The 18128-nt window shown below is 68.4% G+C and carries 20 protein-coding genes and 1 pseudogene; 7 read left to right on the plus strand and 14 right to left on the minus strand.

The genetic code is table 11. The features are described from left to right. Positions 1–9: 9 nt before the first annotated feature. A complete protein-coding gene (locus tag AB0F68_RS30400) occupies positions 10–663 on the minus strand; it encodes a nucleotidyl transferase AbiEii/AbiGii toxin family protein (protein WP_357344447.1) in 654 nt (217 codons plus the stop codon). Positions 664–665: 2 nt separating this feature from the next. After that, complete coding sequence (locus tag AB0F68_RS30405) at positions 666–1019, minus strand: hypothetical protein (RefSeq protein WP_357344449.1); 354 nt, start codon at positions 1017–1019, stop codon at positions 666–668. A 1112-nt stretch (positions 1020–2131) separates the two neighbouring features. On the opposite strand from AB0F68_RS30405, the gene AB0F68_RS30410 reads away from it, so the two are divergent. The 3 genes from AB0F68_RS30410 to AB0F68_RS30420 all read left to right on the plus strand — a co-directional run bounded on the left by AB0F68_RS30410 (position 2132) and on the right by AB0F68_RS30420 (position 6457). Beyond that, on the plus strand, positions 2132–4693 hold the full coding sequence (locus AB0F68_RS30410) for a DEAD/DEAH box helicase (protein WP_357344528.1): 2562 nt from the start codon (positions 2132–2134) through the stop codon (positions 4691–4693). Between the two features lie 626 nt (positions 4694–5319). Then, the gene (locus AB0F68_RS30415) at positions 5320–5508 is read left to right on the plus strand and encodes a hypothetical protein (protein WP_357344451.1); all 189 of its coding nucleotides are present in this window, start codon (positions 5320–5322) and stop codon (positions 5506–5508) included. Beyond that, positions 5498–6457 (plus strand): hypothetical protein, encoded by a 960-nt coding sequence (locus AB0F68_RS30420; protein WP_357344453.1) that lies wholly within the window; start codon positions 5498–5500, stop codon positions 6455–6457. The genes AB0F68_RS30415 and AB0F68_RS30420 overlap by 11 nt, the downstream gene beginning before the upstream one ends. Positions 6458–6637: 180 nt before the next feature. Here AB0F68_RS30420 and AB0F68_RS30425 read toward each other — a convergent pair whose 3' ends face one another. The 11 genes and pseudogenes from AB0F68_RS30425 to AB0F68_RS30475 form a co-directional block, all read right to left on the minus strand. Continuing rightward, positions 6638–7480: an IS5 family transposase gene (locus AB0F68_RS30425; RefSeq protein ID WP_357344530.1), complete on the minus strand. Its 843-nt coding sequence runs from the start codon at positions 7478–7480 to the stop codon at positions 6638–6640. A gap of 178 nt (positions 7481–7658) precedes the next feature. Then, positions 7659–7994, minus strand: coding sequence for a hypothetical protein (locus tag AB0F68_RS30430; protein WP_357344455.1), 336 nt, complete (start codon positions 7992–7994; stop codon positions 7659–7661). 511 nt (positions 7995–8505) lie between these two features. After that, positions 8506–8829, minus strand: a complete 324-nt coding sequence (locus AB0F68_RS30435; RefSeq protein ID WP_357344457.1) for a VOC family protein — start codon at positions 8827–8829, stop codon at positions 8506–8508. Positions 8830–9035: 206 nt separating this feature from the next. Further along, positions 9036–9743, minus strand: coding sequence for a hypothetical protein (locus tag AB0F68_RS30440; RefSeq protein ID WP_357344459.1), 708 nt, complete (start codon positions 9741–9743; stop codon positions 9036–9038). Between the two features lie 391 nt (positions 9744–10134). Next, positions 10135–10314, minus strand: coding sequence for a TrmO family methyltransferase (locus AB0F68_RS30445; protein ID WP_357344461.1), 180 nt, complete (start codon positions 10312–10314; stop codon positions 10135–10137). Between the two features lie 60 nt (positions 10315–10374). After that, positions 10375–11097 carry a class I SAM-dependent methyltransferase gene (locus AB0F68_RS30450; RefSeq protein WP_357344463.1) on the minus strand — a complete coding sequence of 241 codons (723 nt, stop codon included), beginning with the start codon at positions 11095–11097 and terminating at the stop codon, positions 10375–10377. 61 nt (positions 11098–11158) lie between these two features. Further along, on the minus strand, positions 11159–11290 hold the full coding sequence (locus AB0F68_RS30455) for a hypothetical protein (RefSeq protein ID WP_357344465.1): 132 nt from the start codon (positions 11288–11290) through the stop codon (positions 11159–11161). Between the two features lie 12 nt (positions 11291–11302). After that, positions 11303–11431, minus strand: a complete 129-nt coding sequence (locus tag AB0F68_RS30460) for a hypothetical protein (protein WP_357344467.1) — start codon at positions 11429–11431, stop codon at positions 11303–11305. A gap of 24 nt (positions 11432–11455) precedes the next feature. Continuing rightward, positions 11456–11722, minus strand: coding sequence for a hypothetical protein (locus tag AB0F68_RS30465; RefSeq protein ID WP_357344469.1), 267 nt, complete (start codon positions 11720–11722; stop codon positions 11456–11458). Between the two features lie 263 nt (positions 11723–11985). Next, positions 11986–12983 (minus strand): annotated as a pseudogene (locus AB0F68_RS30470) (ATP-binding cassette domain-containing protein). Then, positions 12980–13282: a hypothetical protein gene (locus AB0F68_RS30475; protein WP_357344471.1), complete on the minus strand. Its 303-nt coding sequence runs from the start codon at positions 13280–13282 to the stop codon at positions 12980–12982. Before AB0F68_RS30475 ends, AB0F68_RS30470 begins: the two are co-directional and overlap by 4 nt. Positions 13283–13341: 59 nt before the next feature. Between AB0F68_RS30475 and AB0F68_RS30480 the strand changes: the two genes are divergently transcribed. Together AB0F68_RS30480 and AB0F68_RS30485 are read left to right on the plus strand one after the other, a co-directional pair. Next, positions 13342–13971, plus strand: coding sequence for a TetR/AcrR family transcriptional regulator (locus AB0F68_RS30480; protein WP_357344473.1), 630 nt, complete (start codon positions 13342–13344; stop codon positions 13969–13971). 400 nt (positions 13972–14371) lie between these two features. Beyond that, positions 14372–15670, plus strand: a complete 1299-nt coding sequence (locus tag AB0F68_RS30485; RefSeq protein WP_357344475.1) for an IS4 family transposase — start codon at positions 14372–14374, stop codon at positions 15668–15670. A 598-nt stretch (positions 15671–16268) separates the two neighbouring features. Here the strand turns inward: AB0F68_RS30485 and AB0F68_RS30490 are convergent. Then, positions 16269–16751 carry a TetR/AcrR family transcriptional regulator gene (locus tag AB0F68_RS30490; RefSeq protein WP_357344477.1) on the minus strand — a complete coding sequence of 161 codons (483 nt, stop codon included), beginning with the start codon at positions 16749–16751 and terminating at the stop codon, positions 16269–16271. 35 nt (positions 16752–16786) lie between these two features. Here AB0F68_RS30490 and AB0F68_RS30495 point away from each other — a divergent pair, with 35 nt between their 5' ends. Beyond that, a complete protein-coding gene (locus AB0F68_RS30495) occupies positions 16787–17077 on the plus strand; it encodes an antibiotic biosynthesis monooxygenase (protein WP_357344479.1) in 291 nt (96 codons plus the stop codon). Beyond that, on the plus strand, positions 17067–18056 hold the full coding sequence (locus tag AB0F68_RS30500; protein ID WP_357344481.1) for an ATP-binding cassette domain-containing protein: 990 nt from the start codon (positions 17067–17069) through the stop codon (positions 18054–18056). Before AB0F68_RS30495 ends, AB0F68_RS30500 begins: the two co-directional genes overlap by 11 nt. The last annotated feature ends 72 nt before the right edge of the window (positions 18057–18128 follow it).

Consider the following 18128-nt stretch of genomic DNA (forward strand, 5'->3'; position numbering starts at 1 on the left):
AGGCGGACGCTACGGCAGGTTGGTGGTGAGTTCTTCGCGCCATTGCGCGAAGCGTTTGCGCATTTCACTGATGTGGGCGGGGTGGGCGCCGTAGGCGGCGAAACGGCGGTCCGGGTAGCGCTCCAGCATGCCGAACAGGTCCGCCAGGATGCGCCGGTCGAATCCCGCGTCGGATTGTTCGGCCAGCTCGCACAGCCGCGTCCGGGTGTAGCGGCCGGTCATGAGGGCCGCGTCGATGTCCAGGAAGTCTCGGGGCTCGGCTCGCGTATACAGGGCGGACATCTTGCCCGCGACGACGTCGTCGGCGTGCAGCACCGGCCCGACGTCCATCATCACCGGCGGCAACGCGCGCCAGTTGGCCGCCAGTTCGACCTTGTACGGGTGCTCAGGTTGAGCGGGATCGGTGACCGCGAGCCGGGCGAAGGTGTCGAACTGCTGCGTCACCTCGACGGAATACCCGCCGGCGCGGTAGCCGTCGACTACCGCGTCCACTGCTGCCCCGAACTCGCCACGACGCTCCCACGCCGTGAACAGGTCGATGTCCTCGCTCGGGCGGTCCAGGATGCCGTGGGCCTGCACGGCGTAGCCGCCGGCCAACGCGAATCCGTAGCCGGCGGCGACCCGCAGGCCGATCTCCGCCAGGCGGAGGTGAACCTGATCCACTCTTACCCGGCCAGCGTCTGCGGCGGCGTGCTCAGCTCGGGAAAGCGTGCCTGCCACAACGCCCGCAGCCGGGCCGGGAGCCACAAGGCGGGCCACAAACGGCGCAGCGTCGGGCCGTGTAACCACCGGCACAAGTCGTCAACCGAATTGGCCTGGTTCAGCACCGTCTGGTACATCAGCTGCAGATCACCGGCGTCGTCCAGGTCGTAGGTGCTGTCGCCGGACCAGTCGAGCCACCGATCGAGCGTCACCACACCGCGAACCGGACCGCGCAGGTCGGACAGAGTGGCGGCGACCACAAAGTGCCGCTGGTCCACATACCGTGACCCAGGCGGTGCGCCATTGCCGCTGGCCATGTCTCTACCTCCCGCCCAGATCGTACGTCTGAGCGGCGTCGCTGGCTGGCACGACATCGACCTGCCGGCCATCTGATCTCCCGGGCTCGGCCTGCAGCCTGACGGTCATCGCCAAGGACGAACTACCCGCCTGCCGATCACCACACGAGCGGCCGGGCGCCTGCCAGCTGACCGCCTTACCCGGGGACCGGACTGCCGCCGCCCGCGCGGGTTCGACTTCTCGCGCTGGCCGTCGGCAGCCTCCGGTCGGCCATCCCAGGCCGCGGCCCGTTGGTGCCCGAGCCGACGGGGCGGACGGACCGGGTGGCGCTGGGCACTGCCCACCTTGCGGAAGGATACGCTCGCGGCTGCCCGGGCCAGATGTCGTGGAGGTGAGCTTGGCACGGCTGCTGCTGACCGGGGACGAGGAGTCCGTGCGCGTGGCCGTGGGCACACGGTTGTTCGTCCAGGCACGGGCCCACCTCAATCGCGGCGAGCTGATCGACGTGCAGTGGGATCCGCAGGCCGGGCAGGCTCATGCCCGGCTCTGCGGCGAGCTGCCCGGCACGGTGACCGCCATCGCGTCCACCGATCCGAGTGGCGACATCACGGCGGTGCAGGGATCGTGTAGCTGCGGTGACGATCCGGGCTGCGCCCATCCGGCCGCGTTGATCCTCGCCGTCGTGTCGGCCCGAGGTGTGCCCCGCCCGCGGGCCGTGGCGCCACCGCCGGCGTGGGAGACCGCGCTGTCCCCGCTGGTCGGTACGGCGCCCGAGCCTTCCGCCGATCCGGAGTCGGCGCGGGCCGGCGTCGGGTTGCAGTTCGATCTCGTCGCGGCTGCCGAGCAGGCCGGCGCGGAATCGTCGTGGCGGATCGCCCTGCGCCCTGTGGTGCCAGGTCGCAGCGGGTGGGTACGGTCGGGGATCTCCTGGTCGAATCTCAGTTACGCCTGTTACGGGCAGCCGAGGCGGGTGCAGCGGCACTGGCAGCTCCTCAAGGAGATCCTGGCGCTGTCCACGGCAGCCGAGGACCGGCACTACTACAGCGGCTACCAGCAGACGGTCTACCTGGACGCGTTCGCGAGCCGGCGGATCTGGGACCTGCTCAGCGAGGCTCAGGAGACCGGGTTGCCGATGCTGCAGGCCGGAAAGGCGGCCGGGCGGGTCGTCGTGTGTCGGGAAGCGGCGCGGGTGTCAATACGGGTCGACCGGACCGGTGATGGCCTGCTACTCGTACCAACCTTGCTGGCCGACGGCGTGCCGGTCGCCCCGGATTCGTCCCTGCTGGTGGGCCAGCCGGTCCACGGCATTGCCTGGTGGGGCGTGCGAGGACAGGCCGCCCCGCGGCCACGGGACAGGGTGCTGCGGCTCGCGCCGCTCGCGCGGCCGCTGGAGCCGGGCATCGCCGGCATGCTGGCAAGGCCGGCGATCCGGGTTCCCGCCGACGACGAGGCACGGTTCTTTGAGCAGTACTATCCGAGCCTGTTGCGGCAGGCGGAAGTGGTCGCGGTGGATCCGTCGGTGCGATTGCCTGATCTCGGGGCGGCGGCGTTGACGTTGACGGTGGAACGCATGGCCGGGCATCCTCGGCTCTCGCTGCGATGGGAGTGGGTGCTGCGGGTCGGTGACCGTCACCATCGGGAGCCGCTGTGGGCGCCCGCACCCGTCGCCCACGCCGCCGAACGGGAGAAGGTGGTGCGGCGGGTGACCGAAATGGTCGCCGACCCGGCGCTGGGCCTGCTGGAATCAACGCCTGCGGGGCCTCAGCTGGCGGCCACCACTGACGTGGCCGGCGACACGATGATCCGGTTCCTGAACGACATCCTGCCCCGGCTGACCGACATCGACGGCGTCGATATCGTCACGCAGCTCGACGACGCGAGCTTCGCCTACCAGGAGACGCTGCAGGCCCCGGTCATCACGTTCGCCGGCGCAGACACCGGTGGGCAGCCGGACTGGTACGACCTGTCGGTACAGGTGACGGTCGGCGGTGAGCAGGTGCCGTTCGACGAGCTCTTCGTCGCGCTCGCCGCAGATCAGCAGTACCTCATCCTGCCCAGCGGCACCTACTTCAGCCTCGACCACCCCGAGTTCCGCCAACTGCGCGACCTGATCGCCGAATCCCGCGCACTGGACGACCCGCCGCCCGGCGTGCTGCGGGTCGGGCGCTTCCAGGCCGGGCTGTGGCAGGAGTTGGCCGAGCTCGGCGAGGTCACCGGCGAGGCAGCCGCCTGGCAGGAAGCGGTGCGCTCACTGTCCGGCGCGGGCAACCGCGTCGAGCATCCGATCCCATCGGGGCTGAAGGCCACGCTACGGCCGTACCAGCAGGACGGGTTCCGGTGGCTGGCCGCCCTGCACGAGCACCGACTCGGCGGGGTCCTCGCCGACGACATGGGCCTGGGCAAGACCCTGCAGGCATTGGCCCTGATCTGCCACGTCCGCGAGACCGGCGGTCCACGGGCGCCGTTCCTAGTAGTCGCCCCCGCCAGCGTCGTGCACAACTGGGCGAGCGAAGCGAGCCGGTTCACACCGGACCTCGTCACCACCACCATCACCCAGACCCGCGCACGACGTGGCGCGACCCTCGCCGACGCGGTCCGCGGTGCTGATCTGGTGGTCACCTCCTACACCCTGTTCCGACTCGAGTTCGAAGACTACGAGGCCCTCGACTGGGCCGGGCTGATCCTCGACGAGGCCCAGTTCGTCAAGAACCCCCACTCGCAGGGATACCGCTGCGCGAAGCAACTCCCGGCACCGTTCAAGCTCGCCATCACCGGCACGCCGATGGAGAACAACCTCCTCGAACTGTGGTCGCTGTTGTCCATCACCGCGCCTGGCCTGTTCCCCCGCGCGGACCGGTTCACTGATCACTACCGCCATCCCATTGAGAAGGCCCACGACCCGGAACGGCTCACCCAGCTACGACGGCGGATCCGGCCGCTGATGCTGCGCCGCCGCAAAGCCGACGTGGCCGCCGACCTGCCGGACAAGCAGGAACAGGTCATCGAGCTGGACCTCAACCCGAAACACCGCAAGGTGTACCAGACCTACCTGCAGCGGGAGCGGCAGAAGGTGCTCGGACTGCTCGGCGACCTACAGCAGCACCGGTTCGAGATCTTCCGATCACTGACCCTGCTGCGACAGGCCAGCCTCGACGTCACCCTGGTCGATCCGAAACACCGCGCCGTGCCATCAACGAAACTGGACGTGCTGGCCGAACAGGTCAACGACCTCATCGCCGAAGGCCACCGCACTCTGGTGTTCAGCCAGTTCACCCGCTTCCTGGCCGCCGCCCGGCAGCGGATGGAAGCAGCCGGCATCCGCTGCTGCTACCTCGACGGCGCCACCCGCGACCGGGCCACGGTGCTCGCCGACTTCAAGAACGGTACGGCACCGGTGTTCCTAATCAGCCTCAAGGCCGGCGGTTTCGGACTGAACCTGACCGAGGCCGACTACTGCATCCTGCTCGACCCCTGGTGGAACCCCGCCACCGAGGCGCAGGCCGTGGACCGCGTGCACCGCATCGGGCAGACCCGCAACGTGATGGTGTACCGGCTGGTCGCCAAGGACACGATCGAGGAGAAAGTGATGGCGCTCAAGGCCCGCAAGGCCGAACTGTTCGGCAGCGTCCTCGACGGCGGTGACTTCGCGTCCGCGCAACTGACCGCCGCCGACATCCGAGACCTGCTCCAATAGTGCATCCGCGGCGGGCCTCACGCCGGCCGCGGCGGCCGACCGAGGCGAGGACCGCAGCGAGCAGCGATGATGACCACCCCGGCCAGCGGCTGCTTCTCCACAGTGCCCGCTGACTGCTATAGGATTTCGGCATGAGCACCCATGCTGACCATGGGTGCCGTAAATTTGTGCACGATCCCCCCTCGGACACCGGTTTTCGTGGAGATTCGCGCAAGATCGACCGGTAGCGGCGGGGCAGCGGTTCACCACCGGTGGCATCCGTGCTCATGAGGAATCTCGGGGGACGATCCCGCCTGCGCTGAATGCGGCGCGGCCGCACTGGCGGGGGCTGCCGTGAGCCGCCGGCGGCCCTCTCCTCGCCGGCACGACGAGCAGCTCGTCGAGGCGCTCGTGCCCACCCCACTGCCGGCCGAGCCGCCGCAGCCGGCACCTATGCCGACCCTGCCGCCGCCCGCTGACCAGCCGTCCGGCGGGGTGCTGTTCGACGTCGCCCGCCCCGATTCCGCGGGTCGGGTGACCGCCCGTCCGCTGCTGCGTGCCCTGGGTTGGACGCCTGGCCTCGCCCTGCGCGTCGACGTCGTGTGCGCCGCGGTGCTCATCACTCCCGCCGCTGATGGGAGCACGTCGTGGGTGCCCGTGAGGAGCTTCCCCTGCCGGCCGCCGTCCGCCGCCTGTGCGGCATCACTCCCGGTCAACCGGTGCTCCTGGCCGCCTTCCGCGGCCGAGACCTGATCGTCGTGCACCCCTCAAACACCATCACCGCGCTCCTGGCCGACCTGCACGCCCACATCCTCGGAGCCCCCGATGAGCGTTGACCCCGACCGCGTCACCATCGCCCGAGCTCTGCTCGACCATCTCGGCCTCACCGTCGCAGGCCTCACCGACACCACCAGCCGTGCGGTGCCGACAGTCGCCGAATATCTGCCCGATGTTGTGGCGGCGGCGAGCCCCGGCACCCGGCGTAGCTACCGCAGCTACTGGAACCGCATGGCCGCGACCCTCGGCGACCGCCGCGTCGATACGGTCACCGCAAGCGAGATCGAAGCCCTCATGCGCCAGGCCACCGCCGGCGCCCGCTCCCGCCGCAACTCCCGTCACGGCCGACATGCCGGCGAGCATTTCATCGCGGCCGCTCGCGCCTTCTACAGCCGCGCCATCGCCGACGGCTACATCGCGGCCTCGGACAGCCCCGCCCACCGTGTGCGCAAGCCCCGCCGGCTGCCCAACACCCGCCGCGCCCTCACCCCGAAAGAGCTGGGCGAGATCAACCGCGCCACCCGCAGCGGCGGCTGGAGTCTGGTGAAGAAGTGGCTCACCACGTCGGCCACCTACGTGCCCTACCTCTGGTACGGCAGCCGGTACGAGTTCAAGGTGACCGCATCGAGTCTCGCCGGGAAGAGCCAGGCGTCGAACATCTGGAGCACCCGGGTCTTCTACGCCAGCCTGGATGCCACCTGCAGGAACTACTACTTCCCCGGGCCCGGTGGATTCCCGGTCGGCTGGACCTCGATCCTGACCAATGCCGACGGGGTGGCCGGCGACGACAACTTAAAGATCGACGTGGTCCGCAAGCTCTACTCCAATGGCCGGCTCTGGATCACCTGGGAGAACAGGGTCACCACGTCGAGCACCGGTCGGTGGAGTGTCCGGGAGACCGAGACCGAGGCGCAGGACGGCGAGTACGACGTCTTCCTCACCGTCTACGGCCCCAACGGCGAGGAGTGGAGATCCGCGCACGACGAATGCTTCGGCGTCCGCGGGTGACCTGGCCGGTAGGGTCGTTCGGATGCCGAGCCGATCGAAGCCCAGCGCGGACCGGGTGACCACCCCGGGGAGCCGAGGCTGCCCGACACCCTGACCGGGCTGGTGGTGCCCGAGTACAGTCCGCTGACCGGTCCTATCAAGGCAAGTTCCCGTCCTTAGAGGTCGCGCAATTGGGCGGGTTCATGGTCGGCGGGTGGAGCGGGTGTCCCAGCGGTAGAGGGTCCAGGCCTGGCGGATGAGGCTACGGATGGTGATGATCGCGTCGGCGAGGTCGAAGTAGGCGTGGATCACGTCTTCCTTGCGTTCGTAGCAGCGTTGGAGCCGGTTGAAGGCGTTGTGCCAGGCGTTCGTGCGCTCGACGTGCCACCGCTGGGTGGCCTGGACAGGGGCCTTGACGCCTTTGCGGGCGATCTCACCGGTCAGGCCGCGTCCGGCGAGTAGGTCGCGGGTGGCGGCGGAGTCATAGCCGGCGTCCAGGTGCACGGTGATGTCGTCGGGCAGCTGACCGAGGTCTTCGAGCCGGTCGAGGGTGGGTTCCAGCAGCGGGGAATCGTGGCGGTTGGTGCCGGTGAGGACGCGTCCCAGTGGGATACCGCGGGCCTCGACCATCATCGAGCGTTTCATGCCTTGCTTGCCGCGGTCGACGGGGGATCTGCCGGCGACCTCGCCGCCGCCGGGTGCCTTGGTGATGCACCCGTCGATGGCGAGGTCGTCGAGCAGCAGGCCGACGATGCGGTCGTAGGCGTCGAGCGCGGTTGCCTTGAGCTGGGCGAACACGCCGAGGTTGATCCATTCGTCGCGGCGGTTGCGGATTGTGGTGGCCGAGCAGGTCGAGTCGGCGATTGCCTCATACGAGCAGCCGAACCGCAACACCTGCAGGAGCTTGTCGAACACGATCCGGTCGGCGATGCGTCGGCGGTGGCATCCCAGCGGGTGGCTCGGATCGGTGGCGGGTCGTGCGGGCAACAGCGCGGCGAACTGGTCCCACAAGGGGTCGCTCAGCCAAGATGGGACAGCGGGCACAGGAGTTCCAGTGATCACTAGGCGTAGGAACCTTCATGATCAATGATGTCTGTGCCCGTCTCCTACCCGCCCGATCCTCACTGACCAACTTGCGCGGCCTCTTAGACAAGAAGATCATCGACCAAGGGCTGTTTCCCTGACCAGCCAGGGTCCCCAGAGGACCCGCGGAGGTTAAAGATCAAGTTAGTGCCACCGTCGATGGTTCATGCAGTGGCAGCAAGTGGATCACTGGTTCTTCGTATGGATGGGCCGCGCGAATCGCATCTATCAGCTTGCGGGCCTGGCTGACATCGCACACCGATTCCACCTTGGTCTCCGACCCGCTCATGACTTCGCCAACCTGACCGCTATGGGGCGAGGCACCTAAAAGGGGTCTCCACCGTCCGCCTACCCGCCACAAGCTGACGCAGTGGTCGTAGGCACCGATCCGGCCGGCGCCGCTGGCGTGCAGAGCCACCAAGATGGCCTCCACGTGTTCGTTGGGAACCAGGACTTCCACTTTCAGCCGTTGCACGCGAGCGAGTGTAGAGTGCGCTCCCGCGGCGATGCCGGTGAGACCGCGTTGGATCCTTCGCGCTTTGGGCTTTCGCCGCCCAGACGTCCAGTCATTTTTGAGCGGTCAGGCCATCCCACCAGGACAGCCGACGCATCATCTCGGCTGTGCCCGCGAGCCCGGCCACCCGGCTGCGACGCTGCGTAGCGATCTAATCGCGGCAGTTGAGTGCTTGACCCCGCTTTCGATCCGGCACGGTTCGATTTGCCGGTTCGGCCATCGTGTGTGGTGCCGGGCAGCGCCACGACCTCGGATGCGGCCGGCTGGCGCACGGTGGCCCGAGCCGCATAAACCACTGTCCGAGATCAGGGATCAAGCCCCTTGGCTACGACTCGCGGTACAAAGGCACAGCACGCTGGCGTAGCTCATTGGGGTACGTCTTCGGTGCTATCGGAAAGTCATCCTCCGCACGACCATCAGATTACGATCAAGCAGGTCCATGAAAGCGCGGTGGCTCAGCGCACGCTGGCGATCAGGACACGCAGATACAGAACTCGTTGCCCTCCGGGTCCCGCCAGACCTGCCAGAGGTTCTCCTGCAGTCCCCCGATTGGGGTGGCGCCGAGTGCGGTGGCGCGGGCAATTGTCACGGCGAAGTCATCAGCAATCAGATCGAAGTGGATCCTGTTCTTCACCGTCTTCGGTTCCGGAACCGACTGAAGGGCGAGGTCAGGGCCAAGGCTGATCCAGCCGTCCTCACGACGCGTGATCTCGAGGCCGAGCAGCCCGCTCCAAAACCGGGCGAGCAGGTCGAGATCGTTGGCGTCGATGACGATGCCGCCGAGTCGGATGCCCATACGATCCTCTTTCCGGCGCGGATGATCATGATCGGACGCCCGGGCTATCGCGGTCGTGGAGAGACCGGCGGTAGCCGGTCTTGAGGATCTTCCAGTCGTGAGGTGGGCGACAGCGCCTTCGACGGCGGCGCGGATAGTCCAGGTGCCTCGTGCTGTGGGGGCCCGCTCAATGGCTTGCTGACCGACCGTCGAGGTTGTGGAGCGGGTCATTCCGCGGCTCGATTGGGCTGCAGCAGTACCTGCGCGCCGACCGGGGTGAAGCCGACGGTGAGGAAGGCTCGGAGGGAGCGGGCGTTTCCTGGGGAGACGGCGGCGAAGACGGGTTCGCCGTCGGGTACCAGTGAGAGTGCGTCGGTGAGGAGTGATCGTCCGTACCCATGGCTGCCTTCCTGCGGGCGGTGGAGTTCGACGCCTAGCTCGCGTCGTCCGGCCAGGCCGTCGGCGAGTGTGATCAGGCCCCGTTCATCACCAAAGACGCGGACATCGGTTCGGAGTTGGCGGGCATGCCGCACGCGGGGGTGGTCGTCGACGTTGGCGAGTCGTTGCAGGCGCGGGGGTCCGCCGGTCCCGCGGCCTGCCAGCGTGGCGTCGATGACGCCGATCCATCCCGTAGAGCCGGCGAGGCAGCGCAGAAAGTCCGGCGCCAGGGATGCGCCGAAGCCGTCTGGTCGGTGAGCGTGGACGTCTGCCGCGGGTAGAGCGGTGGCGACCACGGCATGGCCGGTGAAGGCCACCGAGCATTCGAGGCCCCGGGGCAGCGCAGGTACCACCGCGACCGCGCCGTCGGTAGGCGGGAAGCGTCCGTCGACGGCATCGAGGAAGTAGGCGAGTAATGGGTGGGGTTTCCCGACCGTGGCGACATCCAGCACCGGGTGGCGTGTGGACGACTGGTGTTGGCGGCTCTGATCCGTCATCGGCGGGCCTTTCGGTAGGTTGTTGGTTGACAAGCTTGCGAAGCGCGACTGAAGGGCCGTCGGCAGCCTGCTGGATGCGTTGCCAGGCGAGGACCAGGGTCGCCGCGGCAGGTGTCACACCGGCCATCAGGAGCGGCGTAGTGGCTGCCCGGCCGGTTGCCGAAAGATCTATCAGGGTAGGCAGCCGTCACGAGACGTCGAAGAGCTGCAGGGCGGCCTGGTTGGCGCCCTCGACCTCGTGTAACAGGGAAGAGTTACGCACGGTTCTGCGGGAGCCCGTAGGTGAGATCCCTCCGGGCCACTCCGACGTAGCGCTAGCTACTAAGGTACTCGGCCATCAGGCGGTCAACCCACTCCGGCTGCCGGATGTGGTCTGGGAGGAACTGGCACATCACGGGTTGATGCCGAGGACCGGTGTGCCGTCGACGGCTCCAGTCCGCGTACCCGCAGTTCCCGCCCGACTTGCCGAGACGACCTCGCAGATGGTGTAGCCGGTGCGGTTGGGCCGGTGTGGTCCGCGGTCGGCGGAGACACCGACCTCGGGCAGGTCGGCCCGGCTGCGCGACCGCAACGGCTGGCAAAATACTCGGACCGCTGGGGCGACGTGGAAAGCACCATTCTCCGGGTTCGATCACCCATTGTGGGCCGTTTCGATCGGAGTCACGCAGGTTGTAGGCCTGGTCGCGACGTAGCGGATGCCGGTGGCCTGGATCTCGCCGGAGTCAGCTGCCGCATGTTCGTCGGTTTCGCTCTTTGGATGCAGGTCGGGGAAGAAGTAAGGCGTCCGGGTGAGCAGCCGCGTGTGGAACCGGGCCTGGAGCGCTTGGATGATGGCGTGACCGCTGTGCAGACCCTCGCGTCGGGCCCAGTCACCCAGGTGGGTGCGCCAGGGTTGACCAGATGCATGCCACAGCTCTCGGTGGCTGTGCAGCCAGCCTTGCTCGCCGCTGTTGGGTAGCCGGTCGAAGGCCCATCGTGCGGTTGCCTCGTCGAAATTTTCGTACGCCCACTCCACGACGATGAGCACGCCGCCCGGTACGAGGGTCGCCACGGCACGGTCGAGGACCTGGTCGAGGTCGCTTACGTGGTGCAGCGAGGTCGAGGCCACGATCGCGTCGACCGCGCCGGCCAGCTGGTGGTTTTCGAACTCCGTCTGGTGGTAGCCGGGCCCGGACGGTGCGGCCGGGTCCACGCCAACGGCGTCATAGTCGTACTCCCGCAAGGCGGGGACGAAGCCGCCGGTCGGGCCGCATCCGATCTCCAGCACGCGGGATGGTGCCGGGGGTAGGTGGGCTTGCACAAAGGGCCAGAGGGCACTCAGCCAGCGCTGCTTCGCGGTCGTCGTGTCGATCATAAAGTCTCCTTGCGGTTGGGGCCGAGGGTGCCAGCGGCCCCCTCGGCCGCGCGGTGGGTCGTTATCTGGTGCGGAGCAGGCGTACCAACAGGGGTGCGAAGATCGCCGTCCGCATGGTGCAGGCGATCAGGATCCAGACGAGCTGGCGGCCGGGCACTCCGCCGCCCGCCATGAGTTCTCGGGCCGAGGTCACCAGGTGGGTGATCTAATTGACATAGATGGATGCTTGCAGTCGTCCGAGCAGCGTGGACGGGTCGACGAAGATGTTGCTGGACAGCGAGAGCGGGTACAGCAGCGCCTGGGTCACGCCGAGCACGGCGCCGGGCGACTTCATGAGCAGCGCCAGCGTCGTCCAGATTCAGGAGAGGTTGACGCTGAAGGCGACGACGAGCAGCACCGCTGCGGCCACGCCGAGGGCGTTACCGTGCGGGCGGAACCCGAGCGCCAGGCCGAGACCTACGACCACCATCGAGGCGAGCGCGTACCGCACCGCGTCGCTGACCACTGCCCCGATGAGTGGGGCGGCGGGTCGGATCGAGAGTGTGCGGAACCTGTCGAACGCGCCGCCGGCGAGGTCGATGCTCAGCGCGGCGCCGGTGGTGCCGGTGGTCACCAGCAGTGTCATGACGAGGATCCGGGGACCAGGTAGCCGAGATACGCGCCGGTCGACCCGCCGACCGCGCCGCCGACCAGGTACGTGAACATCAGGGTGAACACGACCGGGTGGACGGCGATGTCGAAGATCTGGACGGGGCCACGCCCTGATCTTGGCCAGGGCGCGCCGGCTGAACAGCAGGCTGCCGGGCCGGGACGGTCGCGAGCGGGTGGCGAGCATCGCACCGCGGCGCGCACCGGACCGGCGCGCATCGGTCACGGTGTCGAGCGTGGTCATTGGGTCCTCTCCTTCGGCGCGGCGTCCGCGGTGGCCGAGTGTCCGGTCAGCGCGAGGAAGACCTTGTCCAAACTCGGCTGTCCGGAAGTGAACTCGGTGACCGCGACCCGGACGCCTGACAACTCGGCCAGCGCGTGTGCCGCCCCGTCGGCGCTAGCCCGCCCGCCAGTCGTCGGCACCGGTGCGGTCAGCGCGGCGGGATCGGAGTCCAGCGTCACGGGCCCACCGAACGCCTGCGTCAGCACCCGCTCGGCGGTGGCTCGATCGTCAGGTCCGTCCAGCCGGACGTGCGGCGCTCCACCCCCCGACCGATGCCTTGAGTTGGTTGCTGGGGCCCTGGGCGATGAGGATGCCGTGGTCGATGACGGCGATGTGGTCGGCGAGCTGATCCGCCTCGCCGAGGTACTGGGTCGTCAGTAGGACGGTGGTGCACGGTGACGAGGGCGCGAATCGTGCTCCACACGTCGTTGCGGCTGCGCGGGTCCAGCCCGGTGGTGCGCTCGTCCAGGAACAGCAGGTCGGGCGTGACGATGAGGCCGGCGGCGATGTCCAGCCGGCGTCGCATGCCCCCGGAGTACGTCCTGACCAGCCGCCCGGCCGCCTCAGTGAGGGAGAACGCGTCCAGCAGCTCTGCGGCCCGGGCCGCCGCGCCTGCTCTCGAGTGACCGTGCAGCCGGCCGAGCAGATCGAGGTTTTCCCGGGCGGTTAGGCCGTCGTCGAGCGAGACGTACTGCCCGGTGAGGCTGATCCGGTCGCGTACGGCTCGGGCATGGCGGACCACGTCGTGGCCGAACACCCGTGCGGTGCCCGCGTCGGTGGGTAGCAGTGTGGCCAGCACCCGGATCGTAGTCGTCTTGCCGGCACTGTTGGAGCCGAGGAATCCATACACGGACCCGCCGGGGATACTCAGGTCGATCCCGTCCACGGCTCGTGTCGTGCCGAACGTCTTCACCAGGCCGGAAGCTTCGACGGCAAGGTGGCTGGAGGCTGTCATCGGCCCCAGACATCCTCGTCGACCACGTCGCCCTGCTCCGCGGTGACATCGCGGGCGACCGCGAACGCCGCAGCGGCCTCCGGCAGGCGCGGTGCGCCGTCGAGGGCCGCGCGCAGGGTCTCGGGCGAGTCCCACCGCCACATGTCCACCCACGTCCGTTCATCGACGCGGATCAGTCGGGTCTCGGTCGGAGCGCCGAACGCCGACCGGATCGCGTCGAGGAGGTTCCTGCGTCGCTCCAGCACGGTGTCGGCGTCCGCCGGGTCGGCGGTGAAGCGCGTTATCCGGATGAGAGCCATCCCTGTACCCCTCACTAGAGTTTATATCTAGAAACTTATTCTAGTGCTACAGTACAGGCATGCAACTGGTCAAGAGCACCGGCAAGAAGGGCGAGAAGTCACGGCAGACGCGGCGGCGGATCTTGAAAGCCGGGTACGAACTGTTCGTCGAACAGGGCTACGGAGCCACGACGCTGCAGAGCATCGCCGAGCGAGCCGGCGTCGCCGTGCAGACCATCTACTTCGCCTTCGGCAACAAGCCTTCGCTGCTCAAAGAGCTGGTCGACGTCACCATCGCCGGCGACGACGAGCCGATCCCCACGATGCAGCGCGACTGGTTCCAGGCCGCGCTCGCAGCCGACACCACCGAGGCGCATCTGGGGGCGCTCGTGCGGGGCACCTCCCAGGTTCTTCAACGGGTCGCGTCGATCATGGACGTCCTGCGCGCCGCCAGCGCGCAAGACCCAAGCCTGGCCAGCCTGTGGCAGCAGGACAGGGATCCGCGCCTCGAGGTCCAGACCGCCGCGGCTGCCAGCCTCGTAGCCAAACCCGGCGCACGGGCGGACGTGTCGGTGGAGTACGCCGCCGACGTGCTCTACGGCATGCTGAGCCCGGAGGTGTATCTCCTGTTCGTCCGTGACCGAGGCTGGACCCCGGAGCGTTGGGAGCGGTGGGTCTACGACACGCTGCACGCGCAGCTATGCGGTTAGCGCGAGCGCAAGCGGTCAGCCGCCTTCCTCGTTCCGCCGGCCCGCGCAATCGCCGCACACCCACGCCAGTCGCCTGCGCGCCCACAACATCAGCAACGGCACGCACACCTCGCCCAGATACTCGCTCGCCACGTGTCGTCGCGTCGTGGATATGCCTAGGACGCAGCGCTGCAGTGCAGCGCGGTCGTAGTGGCTCCGCGCACAATGGCATGGAGTACCTGGTGGAGGCCTAGAGTCAACGCCGTTCAGTTAGGGCTGGGGTCGGCGTGTCAAGGCGTGTCTGAGACGTAAAGCAGCGGAGCTCCGGTATAGAGGGCGGTCACTCTAAGACGCCCTGACACCTGGAGCTCCGCTGGCAGATCAGATTGCCATATCCCGGTCGGTGACGATAGCCGCAGGGGTGTTCGCGCCGGGTCATCTGGGCGAGCTGACCCGGCTGGTGCCGTTCGAGATGGTCGATGATGTCCTGACCGCGACCGGACGTACGCAGTCGCGGGTCCGGCTGTTGCCGGCGCGGGTAGTGGTGTATCTGCTGCTCGCGGGATGCCTGTTCGCCGAACTCGGATACCGGCAGGTGTGGTCGAAACTGACCAGCGGCCTGCGCGGCCTGCCGATCGCCTCGCCCGCGTTGCGTCAGGCCCGGCAACGCCTCGGCCCGCGCCCGGTGCGGGCGTTGTTCGACCTGCTCCGTGGCCCTGCCGCGACGAGCGCCACGCAGGCGCGCTGGCACGGTCTGCTGCTGACGGTAATCGACGGCACCACCCTGGTCGTCGCGGACTCGCCGGCGAACACCGGCCGATACACCAAGCATCGCTGCACCAACGGTAGTTCCGGATACCCCCAGCTGCGGTTGAGTGCCTTGCTGACCTGCGGCACCCGGTCGGTGATCGATGCCGTGTTCGACCCGGTCAGCGTCGGTGAACTCGACCAGGCCCGGACGCTGACCCGTAGCCTGCAGCCAGGAATGCTGCTGCTGGCCGACCGCAACTACGCCGCCGCCGACCTGCTGGCCACCATCGCCGCGACCGGCGCGCACCTGCTGATCCGCGCCAAGGCCAACCGCCGTCTGCCGATGATCGCCCGCCTGCCCGACGGATCCTGGCTGTCCAAGATCGGCGCCCTCACCGTCCGGATCGTCGAAGCCCGGATCAGCATCACCACCACCGCGGGCACCCACACCGGCGACTACCGGCTGATCACCACCCTGCTCGACCCCCACACCCATCCCGCCGCCGCGTTGATCCGTATCTACCACGAACGCTGGGAGATCGAGACCGCCTACCTCGAACTGAAATCCTCGATCCTCGCCGGACGCGTGTTACGCGCCCGCACCCCCGACGGCATCGATCAGGAAATCCACGCCCTGCTCATCGTCTACCAGCTCCTACGCACCGCCATGGCCGACGCCACCGACAGCCAGCCCGGCCTCGATCCCGACCGGGCCAGCTTCACCACCGCCCTGAACACCGCCCGTGACCAGATCGTGCACGCCGCCGGCGTCATCGCTGACGCCGTCATCGACCTGGTCGGCGTCATCGGCGCTCAGGTCCTGGCCAACCTGTCGCCCGAGCGCCGCCTGCGCACCAAAACCCGCATGATCAAACGCTCGAACTCCAAATACCAAGCCCGCGGCCCGAACATCGACCGACACAGCTACAAAGCCACCACCAGCATCGACGTCATCAACCCCGACCCTTGACACGCCGACCGCCGCCCTAACTGAACGGCGTTGGGCCTAGAGTTCGTCGCGCGAGGAGCCGTCAAGCCGATGGTCGACGTGTGAGCGTATCGGCGAAGCGTCCGAGGCTGCGAGCAGCGGCAAGCCCCGCTTTAAGGCAGTGGTTGCGTTCTGGCCTGTCGCCTGAGCCTCGTAGCGGACACCAAACGCCACCACCGATCGGCGATCCGGTAGCGCCTGGATACCAGCATCGGGGTGGCCTCACGATCATGCTCACTTGCGGCCGTTGGGTGCCCCAAGCGCCTGCAAACCGGCCCATCCCGACTTTCACCCGCCAGCCGCGTAGCAGGCCGCGGATACAACGCCCATGAAAGCCAGTCTGGTGCGGAGGAACAGGTGGGCCAGCAGACCCAGCATGAACAGGCCGGTCGCCGCAGCAGCCCAGCGGACCTCCGACAGCGACCACAGGGCAGTCCACGCGGCTGACCACGCCGCCGTGGTCCCGCCGGCAGTAGAGGCTGCGCTGCTCGCGGACGAACAGTAGATACAGATTTCGCTCTAGAAGTACGAGCAGAGGTTAGCCGCGGTCCCCGCGGTGACGCCGTCCCGCGCTCCGGGCTTAGCGACCAGAGCCTCGGCAACGGCCGTGCGCACGGTGAGCCGGGGCTGCTCGCCGGCTGGCCGCTGTTGCGCGACCCCGGCGTCGGTCGCGGTGGCGACCATGTCGATGATGGCCGACACACGGCACAGGACGGCGCCGGTACCCGCACGTGCGCGTGCAGCAGGGCGTCGGCGGTCTCCGCCGCCATGGCGGCGCGGAACCATGGCCGCTCCATCGTGGCGACCGGCTCGTCGTCTCCGACGATCGTGACGTCGACAAGCTCCTTGAGCAGCTTGCGCTTGTTCCGAACACGAAGTAGATCGTCTGGATCGCGACCCCCGCCCGGTCCGCGACCGCCTGCAGGTTCGTCGCGCCATACCCGTTGGCGACGAACAGATCGAGCGCGCCATTGAGGATGCGCCGCCGTGTCTCTGCTGCTCGCTGGCTGCGCCTCTGCAGCTCTTGACATTGGACACCGCTGTAGCGTATCTCTAGAAGCATTCACTAGAGGTAACTTCTAGAGATCGGTTCTAGGCATGTCTGTCATCACTCTCACCCGCTTCACGATCGAACCCGCTGCCGTCGCCGCGTTGCGGACCCGGCACACCGACCTGGTCGCCGCGATCCGCTCGGCGACCCCGGGCCTCGTCGAGGCACGACTTGGGAGGATCGACGAACGGACCGTGGTCGGAATCTGGCGGTGGGATTCCGCCGAACACCTTCAGGCGGCCCGCCGGATCGCGCCGGACCTCCCGGAGACCGCGGCCGCGTTCTCGCTGGCGAGTGCGGTCACTGCGGATGATGTGGCCGTGGTCGATGAGCACTGACCCGACGCGCGGCGAGCTCGCGATCGAAGCCACCGGCCTGGTGAAGGTCTTCGGTGCCCGCCGCGCCGTGGACGGGCTGGATCTGGCCGTGCCCGCCGGTGGCGTGTTCGGCTTCCTGGGTCCGAACGGGGCGGGCAAGACGACCACCGTCCGCGTCCTGGCCACCCTGCTGCGACCGGACGGCGGCACCGTTCGGGTGCTCGGCCACGACGTCGTGCACGAAGCCAACCGCGTTCGCGACCGGATCAGTCTGACCGGCCAGTTCGCCACGATCGACGAGGAACTGACCGCGGTCGAGAACCTCACGATCCTCGCCCGACTCCTCGGCTTCAGCCGTGCCCGGGCCAGGACCCGCGCTGACGAACTGCTCGACGGCTTCGGCCTCGCCGACGCCGCCGGTACCACCGTGAAGACCCACTCGGGAGGCATGCGCCGCCGGCTGGACATCGCCGCCAGCATCATCGTCACCCCCGACCTGCTGTTCCTGGACGAGCCAACGACGGGCCTGGACCCGCACAGCCGCAACCAGGTGTGGGGCATCGTGCGCGCCCTCGTCCGCGAGGGCACCACCGTCCTGCTCACCACGCAGTACCTCGAGGAGGCCGACCGCCTCGCCGACCGCGTCGCCGTCGTCGACCGCGGCCGGATCGTCGCGGAGGGCACACCCGCCCAGCTCAAGGCGTCGGTCGGCGCCGGCACCGTTCAGGTCCAAGTCCTCGACCCGGACCGCCGGGCCGAGGCCGCGCGCCGGCTGACCGACGCGCTCGGCGTCGCGGTCCAGGCCGACGCCAACGACGGACTGCTCTCAGCCCGGGTGGACGACCCCACGTTCGCCTCGCTCGCGCTCACCGACCTGACCCGGGCCGGGATCGACCTCACCACGTTCGCCCTCGGCCAACCAAGCCTCGACGAGGCGTTCCTGGCCCTCACTGGGCACCGCCCCCAGGCCAGCACCGACGCCAGAAAGAAGGCAGCATGACCACGACACCGACAACGCCGGACACGATCGACCACGCACTCCATGACGCAGTCTCGACTCGGCCACGGCCAC

It is taken from the genome of Micromonospora sp. NPDC023966, from assembly GCF_040639095.1.
Taxonomy (GTDB): Bacteria; Actinomycetota; Actinomycetes; order Mycobacteriales; family Micromonosporaceae; genus Micromonospora.